This is a genomic window from Streptomyces sp. NPDC001480, from assembly GCF_042894725.1.
GTDB lineage: Bacteria > Actinomycetota > Actinomycetes > Streptomycetales > Streptomycetaceae > Streptomyces.
Window position 1 is genome coordinate 218,720 of the sequence record NZ_JBIAVX010000004.1, and the last position, 19,843, is coordinate 238,562.

The following is a 19,843-nucleotide window of genomic DNA, read 5'->3' on the forward strand; positions in this document are numbered from 1 at the left end:
CCGGTCGACCACCGGTCCGACCGCCACCGCTTGGAGAGCCCCACCGTGAACCACCTTGCGCGCCGAACCCGTTGGTCCGCCCTCGCCGTCTCCGGCGCCTTATTCGCCGCTCTGGCCGCGGGTGCGGCGGCTCCGGCCTCCGCGGCCCCATCCGCCACCCCGGCCCCTGCCACCGCCTCGCCGCCCGCCGCCACCGCGACGGACGCGCCGCTGCCCGGGCTCGACCCGGCGACGCTCAGGGCGGCCATCGGCGGCCTGCCCGACGCGGACGTCACCGGCGCGCTGCTTCGGATCACCGGCAGCGCCGGCCACTGGGCGGGCACCTCGGGCGTGGGCGACCTCCAGACCGGTCAGGGCGTCTCGAGCGACGGGCACATCCGGATCGGCAGCATCTCCAAGGTCTTCACCGCCACCGTCGTTCTCCAACTCGTCGCCGAGCACCGGATAGACCTGGACACACCCGTCCAGCGCTACCTGCCGGGCGTCCTGCCCGCCGGTCTGCCGCCGGTCACGGTCGGCCAACTGCTGAACCACACCAGCGGCCTGCCGCGCGGCGCCCAGACCCCGGACTTCGGTGACGGCAGCCCCGAATGGTTCGCCGCCAACCGTATGAAGAGCTTCACCCCGCAGCAGGTGATCGACCTGATGGCGGGCCAGCCGATGCAGTTCGCGCCGGGCACGGCCCAGCAGTACAACGGGATGAACTACTACGTCGCCGGACTGCTCGTCGAGAAGGTCACCGGGCACACCTTCGCCCATGAGGTGCGGTCCCGGATCACGCGGCCCCTCGGCCTGCACGACACCTACGTGCCCGACGCCGACGACCCGCGCCTGCCCGGCCCGCACTCGCACGGCTACCTGACGGTCAAGTCCCCGGACGGCACGTCGCACCCGGTGGACGTCACCGAGCAGAGCCCTTGGCCGTGGGCCGAGGGCGGCATGATTTCCACCCCCGCCGATCTCGACCGCTTCGTGACCGGGCTCTTCCGCGGCCGTTTCCTCCCGCCGGCCCAGCAGGCCGAGCTCTTCGAGGTTCCCGACGTCCCCAGCTTCCACAGCAGCCAGTGCCGCACCGAGGCGGACGCCGGGCGGGCCTGTATGACCATGGGCCTGATGCGGGTCGAGTCCTCCAACGGCGTCGTGGTCTGGGGCAAGACCGGCTCCCGCCCCGGCTACACCAGCGGTGTGTTCGCCACCCGCGACCTCTCCCGCAAGATCGTCTACTCCCTCAACCCCACCAACCTCGACGGCACCGAGATCCGCTACGTCCAGCGGATAGCCGCGGCCTCCTTCGGCCCCGTGGTCCCAGCGGGTAACTGACCGGCGGGGGTCTCGCAGGGGACCGCGGTCAGCGCGCCAGGAAGCGCAGGGCGGCCGCCAGGGCGAGGGCTCCCATGATCCCGAACTGGATCCGCATGACGGTGAGGCTCCTGAAAGGCGCTCCGTACCGGGTGCGCCGTGTGACCACCACGTCCGCCCAGTCCCAGACCCACACGTCGACACCGCGGTAGCCTGCTGCCACCACCATGAACGTGCCGCTCGCCAGCAGTGCGAGCACCCCGAGAAAGACCGACACCGCTTCGTTCTCCAACCCGCGACGCGCGTCGCACCGCGGCATTGTCGCAGGAGGCGCACGTGAAGGACGTACCAGCCCGGGTGACCGACATCGGCCTGCGGCCGGCCACCTCGGCGGACGGCGAGTACTGCTTCCAGCTGCACAAAGCCGCCATGGGTTGCTACGTCGCGGCCGTCTGGGGCTGGGACGATCAGGAGCAACGCGGCTTCCACGCCCGCGCGTTCGCCCCGGGCAGCTGGCAGATCGTCACCGCCGACGGAACGGACGCCGGCATGCTCCACGTCGAACACCGGCCGACGGAGATCTACCTCGCGCGGATCGAGCTCCACCCCGACCACCAGGGCCGCGGCATCGGCAGCGAGCTCGTCCGCGGCCTCCTGGACCAGGCCCAGCGGCAAGGCCGGGACCTCACCCTGGACGTCCTCGCCGTCAACCGGCGGGCCCAGGCCCTCTATCGCCGACTGGGCCTGCACGAAGTCACTCGGCACGGCGAACGAGACATCAAGATCAGAATGTCCACGAACCCGACGCACACCGTTTACATCTGACGCGTCGCGAGCTAGCTTCCGGAGTAAGTGAGGTGGGAGCGCTCCCATCGATGGACCGGAACCCGCCGCTGGGTTCGCTCCCACCTCGCCCCAGGACGTCCGGCACCTCCGGCACCCGCGGGTACCCCCGGTGCCTCGGATCCCGCACGCACCCACAGCCCCCGCACGACCGTCAACCCAGAGGTATGTGTCATGCATATGCCAAAAAGGCCGACAACGCTCGGAGCGGAGCACCCCCGCTTACCCCACCCCACTCGTCGCAACGCCCTCTTCCTCGTCCTCCTGGCCCTCCTCGCCACCGTCCCCGCCCTCGGCCTCATCCTCGCCGCCGGCGGCCGCGCGGAGGCGCACGGGACCCCGATGAAGCCGGGCAGCCGTACCTTCCTGTGCTGGCAGGACGCGCTCACCAGCACCGGTGAGATCAAGCCCGTCAACCCCGCCTGCAAGGCGGCCCAGCAGGTCAGCGGCACCACACCCTTCTACAACTGGTTCTCCGTGCTGCGCTCGGACGGCGCCGGCCGCACCCGCGGCTTCGTGCCCGACGGTGAACTGTGCAGCGGCGGCAACCCCAACTTCACCGGCTTCAACGCCGCCCGCGCCGACTGGCCGGTCACCCACCTGACCTCCGGCGCGACCGTCGACTTCTCGTACAACGCGTGGGCGGCGCACCCCGGTTGGTTCCACGTCTACGTCACCAAGGACGGCTACGACCCGACCAAGCCGCTCACCTGGGACGAGATGGAGGACCAGCCCTTCCTCACCGTCGACCACCCGCCGCTCAACGGCACCCCGGGTACGGTCGAGGCCAACTACTCCTGGTCCGGCAAGCTGCCGGCCGACAAGTCGGGGCGGCACATCATCTACATGGTGTGGCAGCGCTCGGACAGCACGGAGACCTTCTACTCCTGCTCCGACGTCGTCTTCGACGGCGGCAACGGCGAGGTCACCGGCATCCACGACCCGGGCAACCCCACCGAGCCGCCGCCCGGAACCTGCACGGCCACCCGGAAGACCACCAACAGCTGGCCCGGTGGCTACCAGTCCGAGGTGACCGTCACCAACAGCGGTGACGTGCCGATGCTCGGCTGGATGGTCGACTGGACGCTGCCGAGCGGGCAGTCGGTGGCCAGCCTGTGGAGCGGCAACGCGACCTACAGCGGGCAGGACGTGATGGTCCACAACGTCGACTGGAACGGCTCGCTGAGTCCGGGGCAGAGCACGACGTTCGGATACGTCGTCCAGGGCTCCGGCGGTGACAGTACGACGACCCTGCCCTGTCGGGTCGGCTGAACGACCGCTCCGGGCGGGCCCCGAAGGGGGAGGGGCCCGCCCGGAAGTGTGTTGGTTCCAGACGATTCCAGGCGATTCCGGATGGCTTGTGGCGGCGAAGCAGAGCGCGACAACGTTGTCTTTTCTGGTCTGTACATGACTCTACCCGCTCGGCTGCTCAACGGACAACGATGTCAGTCCACTTGGAATCGTCCGGAGGGGTGATGCCGGTGCACGTCTGCCAGGTGCACGCGGTCTTCCGTGGTACCGGTGGCGCACGTTACTGTCCCTGCGGCTTGTGCGACCTGTAGTGCGCGACCCGTCCGTCAGGAGGAAGGGCCGCGTCATGCGTTTCCGTCCCATGTCCCTGCTGCTGGCCGCCGCGCTCGCGGCCGGCGGAGCCACCCCTGCCCTCGCGGCGACCGCCGCCCCGCCGGATCTCGTCAAGGACCCCACGGCATACGTCGATCCGCTGATCGGCACCAAGAACGGCGGCAACGTCTTCCCGGGCGCCGTCGTGCCGTTCGGCATGCTCTCCTTCAGCCCGGAGAACACCCGCGGCGACGCCACCAGAACGGCCGCGCCCGGCGGCTACCAGTACGACGCCACCCGCATCCGCGGCTTCAGCCTCACCCACATGTCCGGTACGGGCTGCGCGGGCGGCAGCGGCGACATCCCGTTCTTCCCCTACGCCGGCGAGGTCACCTCCTCCCCGGCGAGCGACACCAAGGACGCCGTCTACGCCTCCGACCTCAGCCACACCGACGAGAGAGCCGAACCCGGCCACTACGAGGTCGGTCTCGCCTCCGGCGTCACCGCCGACCTCACAGCGACCGCACGCACCGGCTCGGCCCGCTTCGCCTTCCCGGCCGACAAGCCGGCCTCGCTGCTGGTGCGCACCGCCAACTCCGAGGTCGGCTCGGCCGATTCCAGGGTGACCATCGACCCACAGGCCCGTACGATCTCCGGCTCGGTGACCTCCGGCGACTTCTGCGGCTACCTCGACCCCGAGGGTCAACGCGCCTACTACACCCTCTACTTCACCGCCCGCTTCGACCATGCCTTCAAGGCCACCGGCACCTGGCAGGACGATGTCCTGAACCCCGGCGCGACGAGTGCCTCCGGCGGCACGGGCGGCTTCTCGCACGGCGGCCGGCCCGTCGCGGGCAAGGGGGCGGGCGGATACGTCGAGTTCGCGCCCGGCACCGGTCCGGTGAACATGAAGGTCGGCATCTCCTACGTCAGCCAGGCGGGCGCCGAGGCCAACCTCGCGGCCGAGAACCCACCACGACGTTCCTTCGAGGCGGTGCGGGACGCGGCCCGCACCGCCTGGCGCGACCGGCTCGGCGCGATCCGGACCGGCGGCGGTACGGACACCGACCGCACCACTTTCTACACCGCCCTGTACCACTCCCTGCTGCACCCCAACGTCATCAGCGACGCCGACCGCCGCTACCGGGGCGGCGACGGCGAGGTGCACGAGGTCGGCCACGGCCACCGGGCCCAGTACGGCACCTTCTCCGGCTGGGACGTCTACCGCGACCAGGTGCAGCTGCTCACCCTCCTCGACCCGCGCACCGGTTCCGACATCGCCCAGTCGCTGTACGAACTGGCCCGGCAGAACGGCGGTGTCTGGGACCGCTGGCTGCACGGCGCGAGCGGCACGCACGTGATGAACGGCGACCCCTCGCCCACCGCGCTGGCCGGCATCCGCGCCTTCGGCGGCACCCGCTTCGATCTGCGCGGCGCCCTCGACTCCCTGGTGAAGGCGGCCACCGTACCCACCGCACAGGACCTGTCGGCGGCGGGCAAGCCGGTGCTGTCGGTGGGCCAGCGCCCCTCCCTCGACAAGTACCTGAAGCTGCACTACACGCCCAGCGTCTCCAACGCCTGGGGCGGCGCCGCCGAGACGCTGGAGATGTCCACCGCCGACTTCTCCCTCTCCCAACTGGCCGCCGCGGCCGGGGAGAAGGAGACCGCCAACACCTTCGCGCGCCGTGCCCAGTGGTGGCAGAACAACTTCAACATCGCGGCCGACCCCGGTGGCGGCTACGTCGCCAACCGCAAGGCCGACGGCAGCTGGGTCACCGGCTTCACCCCGGACACCGGCAACGGCTTCGTGGAGGGCACGGCGGCCCAGTACACCTGGATGGTCCAGCACGACCCGGCGGGCCTGTTCGCGGCGATGGGCGGCACGGACAAGGCGCTGACCCGGCTGGACGACTTCTTCCACGACGCCGACGGCGGCTGGGCCTTCAGCGGCAGCGGCGGCACCAAGTCCGAACTGGACAACGAGCCGTCGATCAACGTCCCCTACCTGTACGACTACGCGGGCGCCCCCTACAAGACACAGGAGACCGTCCGCGCGGCGATGCGGCGGCTGTGGTCGACGGAGCCGGGCGGCATCCCCGGCAACGACGACCTGGGCGCCATGTCGTCCTGGTACGTCTTCTCCGCGCTCGGCATGTACCCCCAGGTGCCCTCCCGGGCCGAACTGGTCCTCGCCTCACCGCTGTTCGAGCGCATCGAGATCGACCGGCCGCACGGCAACGACATCTCCATCCGGGCACGGGGGGCGGCCGCCGACGCGCCGTACGTCCAGTCCCTGAAGGTCGACGGCCGTGGCAGTGACCGGCCCTGGCTGCCCGCCTCCTTCGTCCGGGACGGCGGCCGGCTCGACTACACCCTCTCCGGCACCCCGAACCGCGCCTGGGGCACGACCGACGCCCCGCCGTCCTTCCGGGCGGGCGAGCAGCCGTACCAGATCGGCGTCGGCCCCACCGCGGTCACCCTCGCCCCGGGCGGCAGTGCACAGGCCGACATCCGTGCCCTGTCCCTGAACGGCGGCACCGGCCCCGAGGTCCGCTTCCGCGTCGAGACCCCGGACGGCATCCGGGCCACGCCCGCCGAGGGCACGGTGACCGACGGCGCCCAGGAGATCACGCTCACCGCGGCCGACGGCATCCGGCAGGGCTTCTACGACGTGAAGATCACGGTGACCTCCGGCGACACCTCGTACGAGCAGCCGGTCTCCCTCACCGTGGCCGCCCCCGGCACCCTCCTCGCCGCCTACGACAACACCGGTGTCTCGGACGACACCGGCGACCACGACGAGGCCGACTACGACGGCGGCGGCTGGAGCTACTCCCGCCAGGCCCTCGCCGCGGCCGGCCTGACCCCCGGCCACCGGAGCACGGTCGACGGCCTCACCTTCACCTGGCCCGACTCACCGCCCGGCCGCCCCGACAACGCCTCCGCGGCCGGCCAGACGATCGAACTGACCGCCCCGGCCACCGAGCTGTCCTTCATCGGCAGCGCGGTCAACGGCAACCAGCAGACCGAGGCGACCGTCACCTACACCGACGGCAGCACCGACACCGTCGACCTCTCCTTCACCGACTGGACTGTCGGCGGCGGCGCCGGCACCGTCCAGTACGGCAACGAGACCGTCGCGAGGACCGCGTACCGCAACGTCGCGGGAGCGGACAAGGACCCGGTGGCCACCTACGTCTTCGCCACCAAGCCGTTCCAGGCCCCGTCCGGCAGGAGCATCAGGAGCGTCCGCCTCCCGGACGACGCGGACCTGCACGTCTTCACCCTCGCCACCGGCTGAGCGGCGACCGCCCAGGGTTTCCCGGGTGAATCTGTCAGGATGCCACGGTACTTCGTGTGCCGGGGCGTTCCACGGATTCCCGCGTGGCTGTCCGGGATGCCGGGAAGAATCGTCCCGCACGCCGGGGGCGCGCGTCCCAGACGGACACGGGGGGGAATCACTGTGGGGAACCTTGGGCTGGCCGAGACCATCGCGGCGCTGCGAGAGGAGCTCACCGAGGCCGTCGCGGCCGGCTCGGACGCCGACTTCCAGTTCGGCCTCGGCCAAGTGCAGCTGGAGTTCAGTGTCGGCATCACGCGTGAGGCGTCCGGCACCGGGCGCGCCAAGTTCTGGGTGCTGGAGCTGGGCGGCGACGGCGCGTACCGCAGGGAGGAGGTCCAGCGGATCACGGTCGTCCTGGAGGCACCGACCGACCGCACCGGGCGGGCCGTCCGGGTGACGCGTGACTCCTTCGTCAAGCCCTGACCGGCCGCCCCGGACGGCACCGATGATCAATCCGGTCGATCGCGCGGTCGAAGTGCTGTGCAGACGGGTGTCCGGCGCATGGAGCGTCGGTTCCGGCTATCTCGTGGGCGGCAGGCTGGTCCTCACCGCCGCGCACAACGTCCTGACGGACGGCCGTACCGACGACCTGGTCATCGCGCGGCGCGCGGACGGCTCCGAACTGCCCGCGGACCTGGTCGCCGCGGACGGGAGCCAGGACATCGCCTTGCTGCGGCTGCCCGCCGATCCGTCCCTGGACGACCTGCCGGCCGTCCGGTTCGCCCGTGTCGACCGCCGTCAGACCAGGCTGGTGGAGAACTGCTGGGCGATCGGCTACCCGGGGTGGAACGAACATGCGGAGGAACGGGCCGACATCCCCCTGCGGGACAGTGCCCAGATCCAGGGCGTCGTCCCGCCGGGCTCCCATGTGCGGCGCGGACTGCTGGAACTGCGGACGACGTCGACCCCCGAGCCGCTGCGCCCCCGCACGGGACACGGCTCACAGTGGCGCGGAATGTCCGGGGCAGTGGTGTTCAGCGAGGATCCGGAATTCGGTGCGCTGGCCTTGGGCGTCATCGTCCAGCACCACCTTCCGGAAGGGGCGTCGGCCCTCACCGTTGCTCCGGTGACAGGACTGACGGCACTCGGAGAGGGCGCACCGTGGTGGCGGGAACTGAAACTCGGCAACTGGGTCACCCTGCCACGAGTCGGCACGGGCACCGGACGTCGGCCGACCCGGCACACGCATCTGGGCCGCGCCGTGTCGGACTTCACCGACCGGGAGCGGTTGATCGCGAAGGCGGCCGTGCTGCTCACCGACCGGCTGGCGGACAGCGCCCCCGTCGTGGTCCTGCACGGTATGGCCGGCGTCGGAAAGACACAGCTGGCCACACAGATCGCCCACCGGCTGGCGCCCACGTTCCGGCACGCGCGCATTCAGGTCGACCTCGGCGGAGGGCACTTCGACGTGTCCACCGACGCCGCGATGATCCAGGTACTGCAGGCTTTCGGGCTGGCCGCTGACAGGCTGCCGCCCGATGCTCCGTCCCGGCGCGCGGAACTGCAGAAACGGCTCGAAGAAGGACCCAGCCTGCTCGTACTGGACAACGTCGCCGAAGTGGCCCGGATCGTACCGCTGCTCCCCGTGGCACCGGGCAGTGCCGCCCTCCTCACCAGCCGCTCCGAGCTGCCCTCCGTCACGGGCGTGAACCGGCTGCCGGTCGAGCCGCTGCCCGCCGTGGAGGCGCTGCGGCTCTTCGAACGGATCGTCGGTGCCGAACGCATCGCCCACGAGCCGGATGCGGCGAACGCCATCGTCACCCTCCTGGGCGGCCTGCCCCTCGCCATCCGCATCACCGGAGGGAACGTCCTCGCACAGCGCAAGCCGCTGAGCGCGCACGCTACGTTGTTGGCCGACGAGCGACAGCGCATCTCGCAGTTGGAGGGGCAACTGGACGGCGAGGACATAGGGGTACGGAGCACCTTCGAGATCAGCTACCGGGCCCTGCGGGCGGACACCCGCCGCTTGTTCCGGCACCTCGGCCTGCTCCCCGGAGCGGACTTCGTGCCCGAGCTGGCCGCGAGCTGCTCGGACACCGGGCCGGAGGAGGCCGAACGGCTGCTCGGCGAACTCGCCGACCGGCAACTGGTCGAGGTCGTCGACATCACCGGCGGACGCTACCGGCTGCACGACTTGCTGCGCCTGTACGCGAGGGAGCACGCCGAGAGCACGGAACCGGAGGCCGAGAGGCGCGCGGCCGTCCGGCGCTGCCTCGGGTGGTACGCGGACCGGCTCGAACGGTGGATGAGTGTGCCGGGGGCACACGAACTGCCGCCCGAGGCCGCGATCGGCTGGTTCTCCGAGGAACACCTGAACGTGCAGGCAGCCGTGCGCCAGGCGTACGACGCCCAGGAGTGGGACCTGGTCGTACGGCTGGTGGGCTCGCTGTACGGGCTGCTCTTCCACCGGAGCCACTGGGAGGAGATGGAGGCGGTCAAGGCCATGGCCGTGGAAGCGGCACGGCGACTGGACGACCAGCCCGCCGAACTCGGCTCCCTCATCCACCTCGCCGAGGCACGGCGCGCCCTGGGGCGGCGGCAGGAGACCACCGGGCTGTACGAGCGGGCCCTGGAGATCGCACGCGGCGCGGGCGACAAGGAAAAGGAAGGCTGGATCCTGACGCACTTCGGCGACCTCCAGTGCGATCTGAACCGTCCCGGGGACGCCTTGCGACGGTACGCCGAGGCCCAGGCGATCCAGCGGCAACGCGGCGACAAGGGTGCCGAGATCTGGCTCGCGGCGCACATAGCGGACGCGTACCGGCAGCTGGACCGCCCGCAGGACGCGGTCCGCGTGATGGCGGACGCGCTGGCGGAGAGCCGCCGACGCGGGGACGAAGCGGAGACCGTCTGGTGCCGTTGGCACCTTGCCCTGGCGTACGACCAGATGGGCCGCTACGCCGACGCCGAGGAGGTCCTCGGGCCCGCGGTCGGGTTCCACCGGGACCGGGGTGATCAGGCGGGTCTCGCGACCATGCTAACCATCCTCGGTGACATCCACCTCCACGCCGAGCGGCCGGCCCTCGCCCGCGAGGCCTACGCAGAGGCGCTGGAACTGGTTCGTTCCATCGACGCCCCGCGCCGTGTGGCGGAGCTGGAGGCGGCGCTGGAACGCGTGCCGGGCTGAGGACCTCCGAACATGGCCGGCCCCCGGAGGGATTCCCCGGGGGCCGGCCAGCGTGATGATTCGGGCGGGTCAGGCCAGCAGCTCCACCTCCGCCAACGTCGACTCCCCGTCGAGCACCAGCCGGTATCGCGCGTGGCCGACCGGCTTCGGGATGCTGAACGCCCGGGTCTGGTGGTCCCACCGGAAGGACTCGCCCGAGCGGCGGTCCACGGTCCGCCAGGTCACGCCGTCGTCGGAGCCCTGGAGGGTCCAGGCGGTCGGGGCCTTCGTGCGGTCGGCCGACGACGTCAGCGTGTACTGGACGGGCCTGGCCGGGCCGCTGACCGGCAGGTCCACCGAGGTGACCGTCGCGTCCGTCGCCGAGGTGTTGTCGAACAGCGGGCCGTCGCCCTTGAGGACGTCCGCGCGGGGCGTCGGGACCTCGTCGTCCCGGGTGATGGAGACCGGGCCCGCGTTCCGGCCCGAGCCCCAGGTGGAGGGCTTGGGACCCATGTGGAAGTCCAGGACCGCGCCCTTGGCGAGCAGGGAGTGGGGGAGCGAGGTGGAGGTCCAGGGGCGGCCGTTGACGGTCAGGCCCTGGACGTAGACGTTCTTCGCGCTGTTGCGCGGCGCCCGTATCACCAGGTCCCGGCCGTTCTCCAGGTGGACGGTCGCCTTCTTGAACAGCGGGGACCCGATGGCGTACTCGCCGCTGCCCATGACCAGCGGGTAGAGGCCGAGCGAGGAGAACAGGTACCAGGCGGACTGCTCGCCGTTGTCCTCGTCGCCGTGGTAGCCCTGCCCGATCTCGCTGCCGGTGTAGAGGCGGGACAGCGCCTCACGGACGGCGGCCTGCGCCTTCCAGGGCTGGCCGGCCGCGTCGTACATGTAGATCACGTGGTGCGCGACCTGGTTGGAGTGGCCGTACATGCCCATCCGGACGTCCCGCGCCTCGGTCATCTCGTGGATGACACCGCCGTAGGAGCCGACGAAGTCGGGGGAGGCCGTCTCGGGGGTGGCGAAGTACTTGTCGAGCTTGTCGGCGAGGGCGTCACGGCCGCCGTACAGGTTGGCCAGGCCCCTGCTGTCCTGCGGGACGCTGAAGGCGTAGCCCCAGCCGTTGGTCTCGGTGTAGTCGTAGCCCCACACGCGCGGGTCGTACGTCGAGGAGTCGACCCGCCAGGCGCCCCTCTCGTCGCGGCCCTGGAAGAAGCCCGCCTTGGAGTCGAAGAGGCCGACGTAGTCCTGGGCGCGGTTGAGGAAGTACTCCGACTCCTCCTTGTAGTGCTTCTCGCCCGTCTTCCGGTACAGGGCCTCGCCCATCCTCGCGATGCCGTAGTCGTTGACGTAGCCCTCCATCGCCCACGACAGGCCCTCGTGGGTGTCGGTGCTGGTGTAGCCGAGGAAGGGCGAGGTGCTCATGCCCTTGCGGCCCACGCCCGACATCGGCGGCACGACGGTCGCGTTCTTCAGGGCCGCGTCGTACGCCGCCTTCGCGTCGAAGCCGATGCCCTTGACGTACGCGTCGGCGAAGGCCACGTCCGAGGAGGTGCCGGTCATCAGGTCGGCGTAGCCGGGGGAGGACCAGCGCGACGTCCAGCCGCCGTCCTTGTACTGCTGGACGAACCCGTCCACCATCTCGCCCGCCTGAGAGGGAGTCAGCAGGGAGTACGCCGGCCACGTCGTGCGGTAGGTGTCCCAGAAGCCGTTGTTGACGTACACCTTGCCGTCCACGATCTTCGCGCTGGTGTGCGTCGGCGTGTCCGGGCCCGGCATGGGGGAGAAGGGGGAGGCGTACTGGTCCTTGCCGCCGACTTTCTCGAAGCCCGAGTTGGGGTACAGGTACAGCCGGTACAGGCCCGAGTAGAGGGTGGTCAGCTGGTCGGGGGTCGCGCCCTCGACCTCGACCCGGCCGAGCAGCTCGTCCCAGGTCCGCTGGGCGCGCGCCTCGATCGTGCCGAAGGAGGTGCCGTCCGGGATCTCCTGGCGCAGGTTGTCCTTCGCCTGGTCGACGCTGATCAGGGAGGTGGCCAGGCGCAGGGTGACCGTGTGGTCGGCGCCCGCGTCGAAGCGGAGCCAGCCCTTGACCCCGCTCGTGTCGCCGCCCGTCACCGGCTTGTCGAACTCGCCGTACACGAACAGCCGGGTCGCCCCGGTCGACAGGCCCGACTTCACGTCGGAGTAGCCGGTGACGACACCGTGCTCCCTGTCGAGGGTGAGGCCCGCCTGCTCGGTGACGTTGTCGAAGAGCACGCTCGCGTCCGCGCCCGGGTAGGTGAAGCGCAGTGCCGCCGCGTGGTCGGTCGGCGTCATCTCCGCCTCGAGCCCGTCCTCGAACCGCACCCCGTAGTAGTACGGCCGCGCGGTCTCGTTCTCGTGCCGGAAGGCCAGTGCCCGCGCCTCGCGGCCGGTGTCCGGGGTGCCCGCCGCGGCGGACGGCATCAGCTGGAAGGTCTGCCGGTCACCCATCCAGGGACTGGGCTCGTGGCTCGCGCTGAACGCCTGGATCGTCGGCAGGTTGTCGTCGTTGTTCGCCCGCGCGTACTCGTACAGCCAGCTCATCGACGACGCGTTGGTCACCGGCGTCCAGAAGTTGAAGCCGTGCGGCAGTGCCGTCGCCGGGAAGTCGTTGCCGCGCGAGAAGCTGCCGGTTGAGTTGGTGCCGCGGGTCGTCAGCGCGTAGTCGGACAGGTGTGCCTTGGGTTTCTCCGGGGCGACGGGCTTTATCGCCACGTCGTCGAGCCAGCCGCGGAACTTCGCCGGGCCGCCCGGGGAGTCGTACGCCAGCAGGATCCGGTCGACCGTCTTACCGGCGGCCACCGAGCCGATCCGGGAGACCACGTCGTTCCACTGGTTCGCGTAGAGCACCTTGGCCGCGCCCTGCCCCCGCGGCGACAGCGGGAAGCCGTGCTGGTCGTTCGCGCCCAGGTCGCTCAGACAGGTGCCGTCGGTGAAGGCCAGGTCCACGGAGACGTTGGTGGCGTCGTAGTCGCGGTCGCCGTCGGCCATGGAGGGGAAGAGGCGGTACGACAACTGGGTGTCGCGGCTCACCTTCACGTTCACGTCGAAGATCTTGTTGTACGAGTACGCCCGGCCGGCCGCCGTATGCCGTCCGGCGTAGCGCAGTGCCCGCTTTCCGGTGAACCCGGCCCGGGCCTTCGCGGTCGGCGAGCCGCTCGGGCCGCGGTCGACCAGCGAGAGCATGTCCTGCGGCACCGGGCCGCCCCCGCCGCCCGTGGAGAACTGCACGTCGGCGAGTTGCACGATGTCCGGGGCGCCGCTGTTCCTCGTGATCTCGAGGCGGAAGTGCTGGTACTCGGCCGGTTCGGCGAGGTCGTAGGACTTGGTCTGGAACCGCTCGGAGAAGGACTCGCCCGATCGGGTGTCGACGGTCTTCCAGTCCTTGCCGTCGGTGGAACCCTTCAGGGTCCAGTCCTGCGGGTCGCGTTCGGCGAAGTCATTGGCGGAGGTGAGCGCGTATGTCACCAGCTTGATGGGTTTGTCGAGGTCGAACTCGGCCCAGCCGGTGGGCTCGAAGGTCAGCCATTTGGTGCCGGGCTCGCCGTCGACCAGGTTCTCCTTCACCTCGCCCGCGCCCGTGTTCTCGCCGCTGGCCCGCACCTCGGTGACATGGTCGGTCACATTGCCCGGAATGCCGGTGCTGTACCCGCCGTCCACACCCGAGGCGCGCTTGGTGCCGTCCGGTGCGGTGTCGACGGTGTTCAGCCAGTCCGGAGCCGGATCACCCGGTTCGAACGAGGATGCGAACTCCCGGTCGACGGCCGCTGCCTTGGCGGGCAGAGCGACCGCGGCCCCCTGCGATCCGACCGTCATGACGAAGGCGGCCGTAAGCACGACCGCCGGACCCCATCTGTGCCGAGTTCTCCGCTGCATCTACGGAAACCCTCCCTGCGCCCGATCACCGGACAACGTTGTCAACTGCGGAACGCAAGAACCAGTAGGGAGTCAAGTGGCCCGTGATGTCAAGGGTGTTGGGCGTGGCATTCAGGCCTAATGGCGCGGATTTCTCCGGTGTGGAACGCACAGGAGGCTCATATTTCCGCGAGGTCTCAACTCGGAAAAGACCGATGACCAAGCTTGCATTCGATCTTGCTTCGCCGCCGAGAAGTGGACTATACCTGTCGGCGTTTCCTGCACGACTCGGCGTTTCCTGCACGACCCAGCGCTACCCGACCGCGGTGCCGGGAGGATCCGGTTCACCGCCTGAGTCCTGGAGAAGGCGAGGACTTGAGCATGGGATCCACTTCCGCAGCGAACCACGGTACCGACGGCGTCGGCCGCCGGGATCTGATCAAGCGATCCGCGGCCCTCGGTCTGCTGAGCGTGCCCGCGGCGGGTTTCCTGTCCGCGTGCGCCAGCAGTGGCGGCGGCGGCCAGGACAAGGCCAAGACGGGCAAGAAGACCACGAAGAACCCGCTCGGCGTCAACGACGGCGCGCAGATGGAATTCGTCCTGTTCGACGGCGGCTTCGGCAAGGAGTACGCCCAGGACGCCGTGAAGATCTACGAGAAGGACTTCCCCAAGGCGAAGGTGAAGTTCTCCGCCACCCAGAAGATCCAGTCCACGCTCCAGCCCCGCTTCAACCAGGGCAACCCGCCCGACCTCATCGACAACTCCGGCGCCGAGCAGATGGACATGGGCGTCCTGGTCGGCAAGAAGCAGCTGGCCGACCTCACCCCGCTGCTGGACGCCCCGTCGTACGACGACCCGAACAAGAAGGTCCGCGACACGCTGCGCCCCGGCATCGTCGAGATGGGCCAGTTCGACGGCAAACCGGTCTGGATCATGTACTACGCCTACACGGTGTACGGCGTCTGGTACTCCCAGAAGGCCCTGGACTCGCTGGACGAGAAGTACCCCGAGACCTGGGACCAGATGCTCGCCGTGTGCGCCAAGGCGAAGAAGAAGGGCATGGCGGGCTGGACGTACGCCGGCAAGTACCCGTACTACATCCCCTTCTCGCTCTACCCGATGATCGGCAAGGTCGGCGGCCGTGAGGTGCTCGACGCCATCGACAACCTCGAGCCGAACGCCTGGAAGCACCCGGCCGTCAAGGCCTGTTTCGAGGCGTACTACGAGCTCTTCAAGAAGGGTTACATCCTTCAGGGGACCCCGGGCCTTGACCACATCCAGTCACAGACCGCGTGGGCCAAGGGCAAGGCGCTGTTCATCCCGAACGGCTCCTGGGTGGAGAACGAGTCGGCGAACGTCATCCCCAAGGACTTCAACCTGGCCGTCTCCGCGCCGACCGGCATCGACGCCTCCGACAAGATGCCCTTCGGCACCATCTGGGCCTCCGGCGGCGAGCCCTTCGTCGTCCCGGCCAAGGCCGCCAACCCCGAGGGCGGCATGGAGCAGCTGCGCATCATGCTCAGCGAGGCGTCCTCGAAGAACTTCACCACCAAGGTGAAGTCCCTGACCGCCTACAACGGCGGCACCTCCGGCATCCCCCTCACCCCCGGCCTGAAGTCGGGCGTGGCCGCGCTGGAGAAGGCGGGCGACAATGTGGTCAATCCGCGGCTCCAGGACTGGTACGTCCAGCTGCAGAAGGAGCAGATCGGTGTGGCCGGTCTCGGCGAGATGATGGCCGGACGGGCCACCCCGGCGGAGACCATCAAGAAGATCCAGGGTTTCGCCGACGCGGCCGCGAAGGACTCGTCGATCAAGCACTACAAGCACCAGTAGTCCGTACAGCCCGTATTCCATATCGGCACCGGAGTGGCGATGCAGCACGGCAAGTACCGGTTCATCGTGGGGTTCCTGGCGCTCCCCCTGGGACTGTACGCGCTCTTCGTGGTCTGGCCGTTCATCCAGTCCATCTACTACTCGTTCACGGACTGGACCGGCCTGAGCCCCGATTTCAAGATGGTCGGCCTGGACAATTACCGGAGGATGCTGGACGACGAGATCTTCTGGAAGTCCTTGCGGCACAGCTTGATGTTCGCGGTCGTGCTGCCGCTGGTGACGATCAGTCTGGCGCTGTTCTTCGCCTTCATGATCAATGTGGGCGGACGCGGAAGGAGGGGCGGCCCGGTGGTCTCCGGGGTCCGGGGCTCCTCCTTCTACAAGATCGTCTACTTCTTCCCCCAGGTGCTGTCGATCGCGATCGTCTCGCTCCTGTTCGCCTTCGCGTACAACCCCGACAGCGGCGCGATCAACTCGCTGCTGCGCGGGATCGGCCTCGACCACCTCCAGCCGCTGTGGCTGGGCGACCCGAATCTGGCCCTGTGGTGCGTGATGGCGGTGCTCGTCTGGTCCACGGTCGGCTTCTTCGTGGTCCTGTTCTCGGCGGGCATGGCCTCCATCCCGGCGGACCTGTACGAGGCGGCGCTGCTGGACGGCGCCGGCCGCGCCAGCACCTTCTTCCGCATCACCCTGCCGCTGCTGTGGGACACCGTGCAGTCCGGCTGGGTCTACATGGGCATCCTCGCCCTGGGCGCCGAGTCGTTCGCGGTCGTGCAGATCATGACGACCGGGCCGGGCGGCCCCGACTACTCGACCACCGTGATGGTCCTGTACGTGTACCAGAAGGCGTTCCGGGACGGTCAGGCCGCCTACGCCACCACCATCGGCGTCGCCCTGCTCGTCGTCACGCTGGCCTTCGCCGCGGTCGTGATGCGGCTGGGCCGTCGCGAGCGGCTGGAGTTCTGAGCACATGAAGACGACGGAATCTCCCGACACCCCGGGGACCCCCGACTCCGCCACGGCCCGGTCCGGTGTCCCCGTGGTGAAGGTGGACGTGCCGGCCGCAGCGGGGCCCGAGCGGAAGACGGACGGCGGCGTCCTCAACGCCTTCTCGCACGGCATCCTGGTCATCTGGGCGATCATGGTGGTCATGCCGCTGCTGTGGGCGGTGATGACGTCCTTCAAGGACGACAGCTCCATCTTCGGCTCGCCCTGGTCGCTCCCGGACAAGCTGCACTTCGACAACTGGGCGCGGGCCTGGACCGACGCCAACATGAGCGACTACTTCCTCAACACCATCCTGGTGGTCGGCGGTTCGCTCATCGGCACGCTGGTGCTCGGCTCCATGGCGGCGTACGTCCTGGCCCGCTTCGACTTCCCGGGCAACCGGTTCATCTACTACCTGTTCATCGGCGGCATGAGCTTCCCGATCATGCTGGCGCTGGTCCCGTTGTTCTACGTCGTGAACAACATGGGCCTGCTGAACACCATCCACGGCCTGATCCTGGTCTACATCGCGTACTCGCTGCCGTTCACGGTGTTCTTCCTGACCGCGTTCTTCCGCACGCTGCCGACCTCGGTGGCGGAGGCGGCCTTCGTCGACGGGGCCTCCCACTCCCGCACGTTCTTCCAGATCATGCTGCCGATGGCCAAGCCCGGCCTGATCAGCGTCGGCATCTTCAACTTCCTGGGCCAGTGGAACCAGTACATGCTCCCCACGGTCCTCAACACCGACCCCGACAAACGCGTCCTCACCCAGGGCCTGGTCCAGCTCGCCGCCAGCCAGGGCTACAAGGGTGACTGGTCGGGCCTGTTCGCGGGCCTGGTGATGGCGATGCTGCCGGTGCTCGCCGCGTACATCGTCTTCCAGCGGCAGGTGGTGCAGGGGCTCACCGCGGGCGCGCTGAAGTAGCCGCGAGCTGCGGGGAAAGGGCTTTCCCCGCCCGACGGCCGCCGCCTGCGCTCCAGCGGGGCCGTCGGGGGGCGGTCGGTGCGGGGCCGGGCCGGTGAGGCAGCGGTCTCGGCGGCACGGTGGGCTGCCGGCTCGGTGGGCTGCCGGCTCGGTGGGCCGGCCTGACGGGGCCGTCGGTGACGGGTCCGTGTCGCGTCTCCGCCCATGGGTCCGTGTGCCCGCCCGGAGCGGGCCGGCGGGCCGGGCCGGTGTTCCGGTTCGGAACGCCGCGGGCAGGGGACCGTGGCGGCTCTGGCCCGGGGCGGCGGTCCGGTCGTGCCGTCCGGCGCGGCGCCGACCCGCCGGGGTGCGGGCGCGGCGGGGTGCGCCCGGACGGGAAGGCACCGGGTACCGCCTGCCCCTTGGGTGCTCGCGCTCGCTCCTTGCGGCGCGCACCTGCGGGCAACCTTCTCGAATTCGCGTTCGCGATTCGCTATCCCGGCCCCGGGGGCCACCGCTCGGCGCCCCTGAGCATTCCACGCCTGAACGACTCCGCGCACCCCCCGAGCCACCCCTGGAGCGCCCCGCCGGCCCCGCCGCCGGCTCGCCGGGATCCCCCGCTGCGGACGGCTCCGCCCTGCTCGGGGGTGGCCTCCGCGTGTCCGGGGGGTGTCCCGGACGGAACAGAACAAGCGAGAGCGATTTCCGTCAAGGACTTGACTGCGGCAAGCCGTTCAGCAGAGCTTGGAGTTCATAACTTGTAAGTGGCCCGGTTCCGTAGATGTGACCTGGGCCACGGGCGGCGCAGGGGCCGCCCGGCCGATGGCGGGAGTGGATGGGTCGATGGAGACTCCGGGGTCGCAGTCGTCGCTGCACCGAGCCAACCTGGAACGGGTCGTACGGGCGGTGCGGCTGGCCGGGTCGCTCACGCAGGCCGAGATCGCGAGGACGACCGGGCTGTCCGCCGCGACGGTCTCCAACATCGTGCGGGAACTGAAGGACGGCGGAACCGTCGAGGTCACCCCCACCTCGGCCGGCGGCCGACGGGCCCGCAGCGTCTCCCTCAGCGGTGACGCGGGGATCGTCATCGGGGTCGACTTCGGGCACACCCACCTGCGCGTCGCGATCGGGAACCTCGCGCACCAGGTGCTCGCCGAGGAGTCCGAGCCGCTGGACGTGGACTCCTCCGCGACCCAGGGCTTCGACCGGGCGGAGGAACTGGTCAACCGCCTGGTCGAGGCGACCGGCGTGGACCGTTCCAAGATCGCCGGCGTCGGTGTCGGCGTGCCCGGTCCGATCGACGTCGAGTCCGGGACGCTGGGCTCGACCGCGATCCTGCCGGGCTGGACCGGCGCCCGCCCGGCCGAGGAGCTCAGGGCCCGGCTCGGCGTGCCCGTGCACGTGGACAACGACGCCAACCTCGGCGCCCTCGGTGAACTGGTCTGGGGCAGCGGGCGCGGCGTGCGTGATCTCGCTTACATCAAGGTCGCCAGCGGTGTCGGCGCCGGCCTGGTGATCAACGGGATGATCTACCGCGGCCCAGGTGGCACGGCGGGCGAGATCGGACACATCACGCTCGACGAGGCCGGACCGGTCTGCCGCTGCGGCAACCGCGGCTGCCTGGAGACCTTCGCGGCCGCCCGCTACGTGCTCCCGCTCCTCCAGTCCAGCCACGGCACCGACCTGACCATGGAAGGCGTCGTACGGCTGGCCAGGGACGGGGACCCGGGCTGCCGCCGGGTGATCGCGGACGTCGGCCGCCACATCGGCAGCGGCGTGGCCAACCTCTGCAATCTGCTGAACCCGAGCCGGGTGGTCCTCGGCGGCGACCTGGCCGAGGCCGGAGAGCTGGTCCTGGGGCCGATCAGGGAGTCCGTGGGCCGCTACGCCATCCCCAGCGCCGCCCGGCAGCTGTCGGTGCTCCCGGGGGCCCTCGGGGGCCGCGCGGAGGTGCTCGGGGCGCTCGCTCTCGCCCTCAGCGAAATGGGCGATTCAACCCTTTTGGACAGCACTTTGGCGGTCGCAACACCCGCCTTCACTTAGAGAACGCATGACGCCGTTGCCATCTCGTTAAGTATTTACTTCTTGACGT

12 protein-coding genes are annotated in these 19,843 nt (G+C 70.0%); 10 read left to right on the forward strand and 2 right to left on the reverse strand.

The features are described from left to right. Window positions 1-45: 45 nt before the first annotated feature. A complete protein-coding gene (locus tag ACFY01_RS11340; protein ID WP_390735449.1) occupies window positions 46-1,320 on the forward strand; it encodes a serine hydrolase domain-containing protein in 1,275 nt (424 codons plus the stop codon). A 28-nt stretch (window positions 1,321-1,348) separates the two neighbouring features. On the opposite strand, the gene ACFY01_RS11345 is transcribed toward ACFY01_RS11340, so the two are convergent. Continuing rightward, entirely contained in the window at window positions 1,349-1,576 is a 228-nt protein-coding gene (locus ACFY01_RS11345) for a hypothetical protein (RefSeq protein WP_390735450.1), read from the reverse strand. Between the two features lie 59 nt (window positions 1,577-1,635). Between ACFY01_RS11345 and ACFY01_RS11350 the strand changes: the two genes are divergently transcribed. The 5 genes from ACFY01_RS11350 to ACFY01_RS11370 all read left to right on the forward strand — a co-directional run bounded on the left by ACFY01_RS11350 (window position 1,636) and on the right by ACFY01_RS11370 (window position 10,175). Beyond that, on the forward strand, window positions 1,636-2,124 hold the full coding sequence (locus tag ACFY01_RS11350; RefSeq protein ID WP_390735451.1) for a GNAT family N-acetyltransferase: 489 nt from the start codon (window positions 1,636-1,638) through the stop codon (window positions 2,122-2,124). A 198-nt stretch (window positions 2,125-2,322) separates the two neighbouring features. Next, window positions 2,323-3,414, forward strand: a complete 1,092-nt coding sequence (locus ACFY01_RS11355; protein WP_390735747.1) for a lytic polysaccharide monooxygenase — start codon at window positions 2,323-2,325, stop codon at window positions 3,412-3,414. 325 nt (window positions 3,415-3,739) lie between these two features. Further along, complete coding sequence (locus ACFY01_RS11360) at window positions 3,740-7,006, forward strand: GH92 family glycosyl hydrolase (RefSeq protein ID WP_390735452.1); 3,267 nt, start codon at window positions 3,740-3,742, stop codon at window positions 7,004-7,006. Between the two features lie 162 nt (window positions 7,007-7,168). Continuing rightward, window positions 7,169-7,471 (forward strand): trypco2 family protein, encoded by a 303-nt coding sequence (locus ACFY01_RS11365; RefSeq protein WP_390735453.1) that lies wholly within the window; start codon window positions 7,169-7,171, stop codon window positions 7,469-7,471. A 22-nt stretch (window positions 7,472-7,493) separates the two neighbouring features. Then, window positions 7,494-10,175, forward strand: a complete 2,682-nt coding sequence (locus ACFY01_RS11370) for a tetratricopeptide repeat protein (RefSeq protein WP_390735454.1) — start codon at window positions 7,494-7,496, stop codon at window positions 10,173-10,175. A gap of 69 nt (window positions 10,176-10,244) precedes the next feature. On the opposite strand, the gene ACFY01_RS11375 is transcribed toward ACFY01_RS11370, so the two are convergent. Continuing rightward, window positions 10,245-14,048, reverse strand: a complete 3,804-nt coding sequence (locus ACFY01_RS11375; protein WP_390735455.1) for a GH92 family glycosyl hydrolase — start codon at window positions 14,046-14,048, stop codon at window positions 10,245-10,247. A 360-nt stretch (window positions 14,049-14,408) separates the two neighbouring features. Here ACFY01_RS11375 and ngcE point away from each other — a divergent pair, with 360 nt between their 5' ends. The 4 genes from ngcE to ACFY01_RS11395 all read left to right on the forward strand — a co-directional run bounded on the left by ngcE (window position 14,409) and on the right by ACFY01_RS11395 (window position 19,794). After that, window positions 14,409-15,860 (forward strand): N-acetylglucosamine/diacetylchitobiose ABC transporter substrate-binding protein, encoded by a 1,452-nt coding sequence (gene ngcE / locus ACFY01_RS11380; RefSeq protein WP_390735456.1) that lies wholly within the window; start codon window positions 14,409-14,411, stop codon window positions 15,858-15,860. Between the two features lie 39 nt (window positions 15,861-15,899). Next, window positions 15,900-16,826 carry a carbohydrate ABC transporter permease gene (locus ACFY01_RS11385; protein ID WP_390735457.1) on the forward strand — a complete coding sequence of 309 codons (927 nt, stop codon included), beginning with the start codon at window positions 15,900-15,902 and terminating at the stop codon, window positions 16,824-16,826. Between the two features lie 4 nt (window positions 16,827-16,830). Beyond that, window positions 16,831-17,772, forward strand: coding sequence for a carbohydrate ABC transporter permease (locus ACFY01_RS11390; RefSeq protein WP_390735458.1), 942 nt, complete (start codon window positions 16,831-16,833; stop codon window positions 17,770-17,772). A gap of 822 nt (window positions 17,773-18,594) precedes the next feature. After that, window positions 18,595-19,794, forward strand: coding sequence for an ROK family transcriptional regulator (locus ACFY01_RS11395; protein ID WP_390735459.1), 1,200 nt, complete (start codon window positions 18,595-18,597; stop codon window positions 19,792-19,794). Window positions 19,795-19,843 lie beyond the last annotated feature (49 nt).

Bases quoted from the DNA above. Each gene is read 5' to 3' on its own strand.
- ACFY01_RS11355 (WP_390735747.1), top strand. From the start codon at position 2,323: ATGCCAAAAAGGCCGACAACGCTCGGAGCGGAGCACCCCCGCTTACCC.
- ACFY01_RS11360 (WP_390735452.1), top strand. From the start codon at position 3,740: ATGCGTTTCCGTCCCATGTCCCTGCTGCTGGCCGCCGCGCTCGCGGCC.
- ACFY01_RS11370 (WP_390735454.1), top strand. From the start codon at position 7,494: ATGATCAATCCGGTCGATCGCGCGGTCGAAGTGCTGTGCAGACGGGTG.
- ACFY01_RS11375 (WP_390735455.1), bottom strand. From the start codon at position 14,048: ATGCAGCGGAGAACTCGGCACAGATGGGGTCCGGCGGTCGTGCTTACG.
- ngcE (WP_390735456.1), top strand. From the start codon at position 14,409: ATGGGATCCACTTCCGCAGCGAACCACGGTACCGACGGCGTCGGCCGC.
- ACFY01_RS11385 (WP_390735457.1), top strand. From the start codon at position 15,900: ATGCAGCACGGCAAGTACCGGTTCATCGTGGGGTTCCTGGCGCTCCCC.
- ACFY01_RS11390 (WP_390735458.1), top strand. From the start codon at position 16,831: ATGAAGACGACGGAATCTCCCGACACCCCGGGGACCCCCGACTCCGCC.
- ACFY01_RS11395 (WP_390735459.1), top strand. From the start codon at position 18,595: ATGGAGACTCCGGGGTCGCAGTCGTCGCTGCACCGAGCCAACCTGGAA.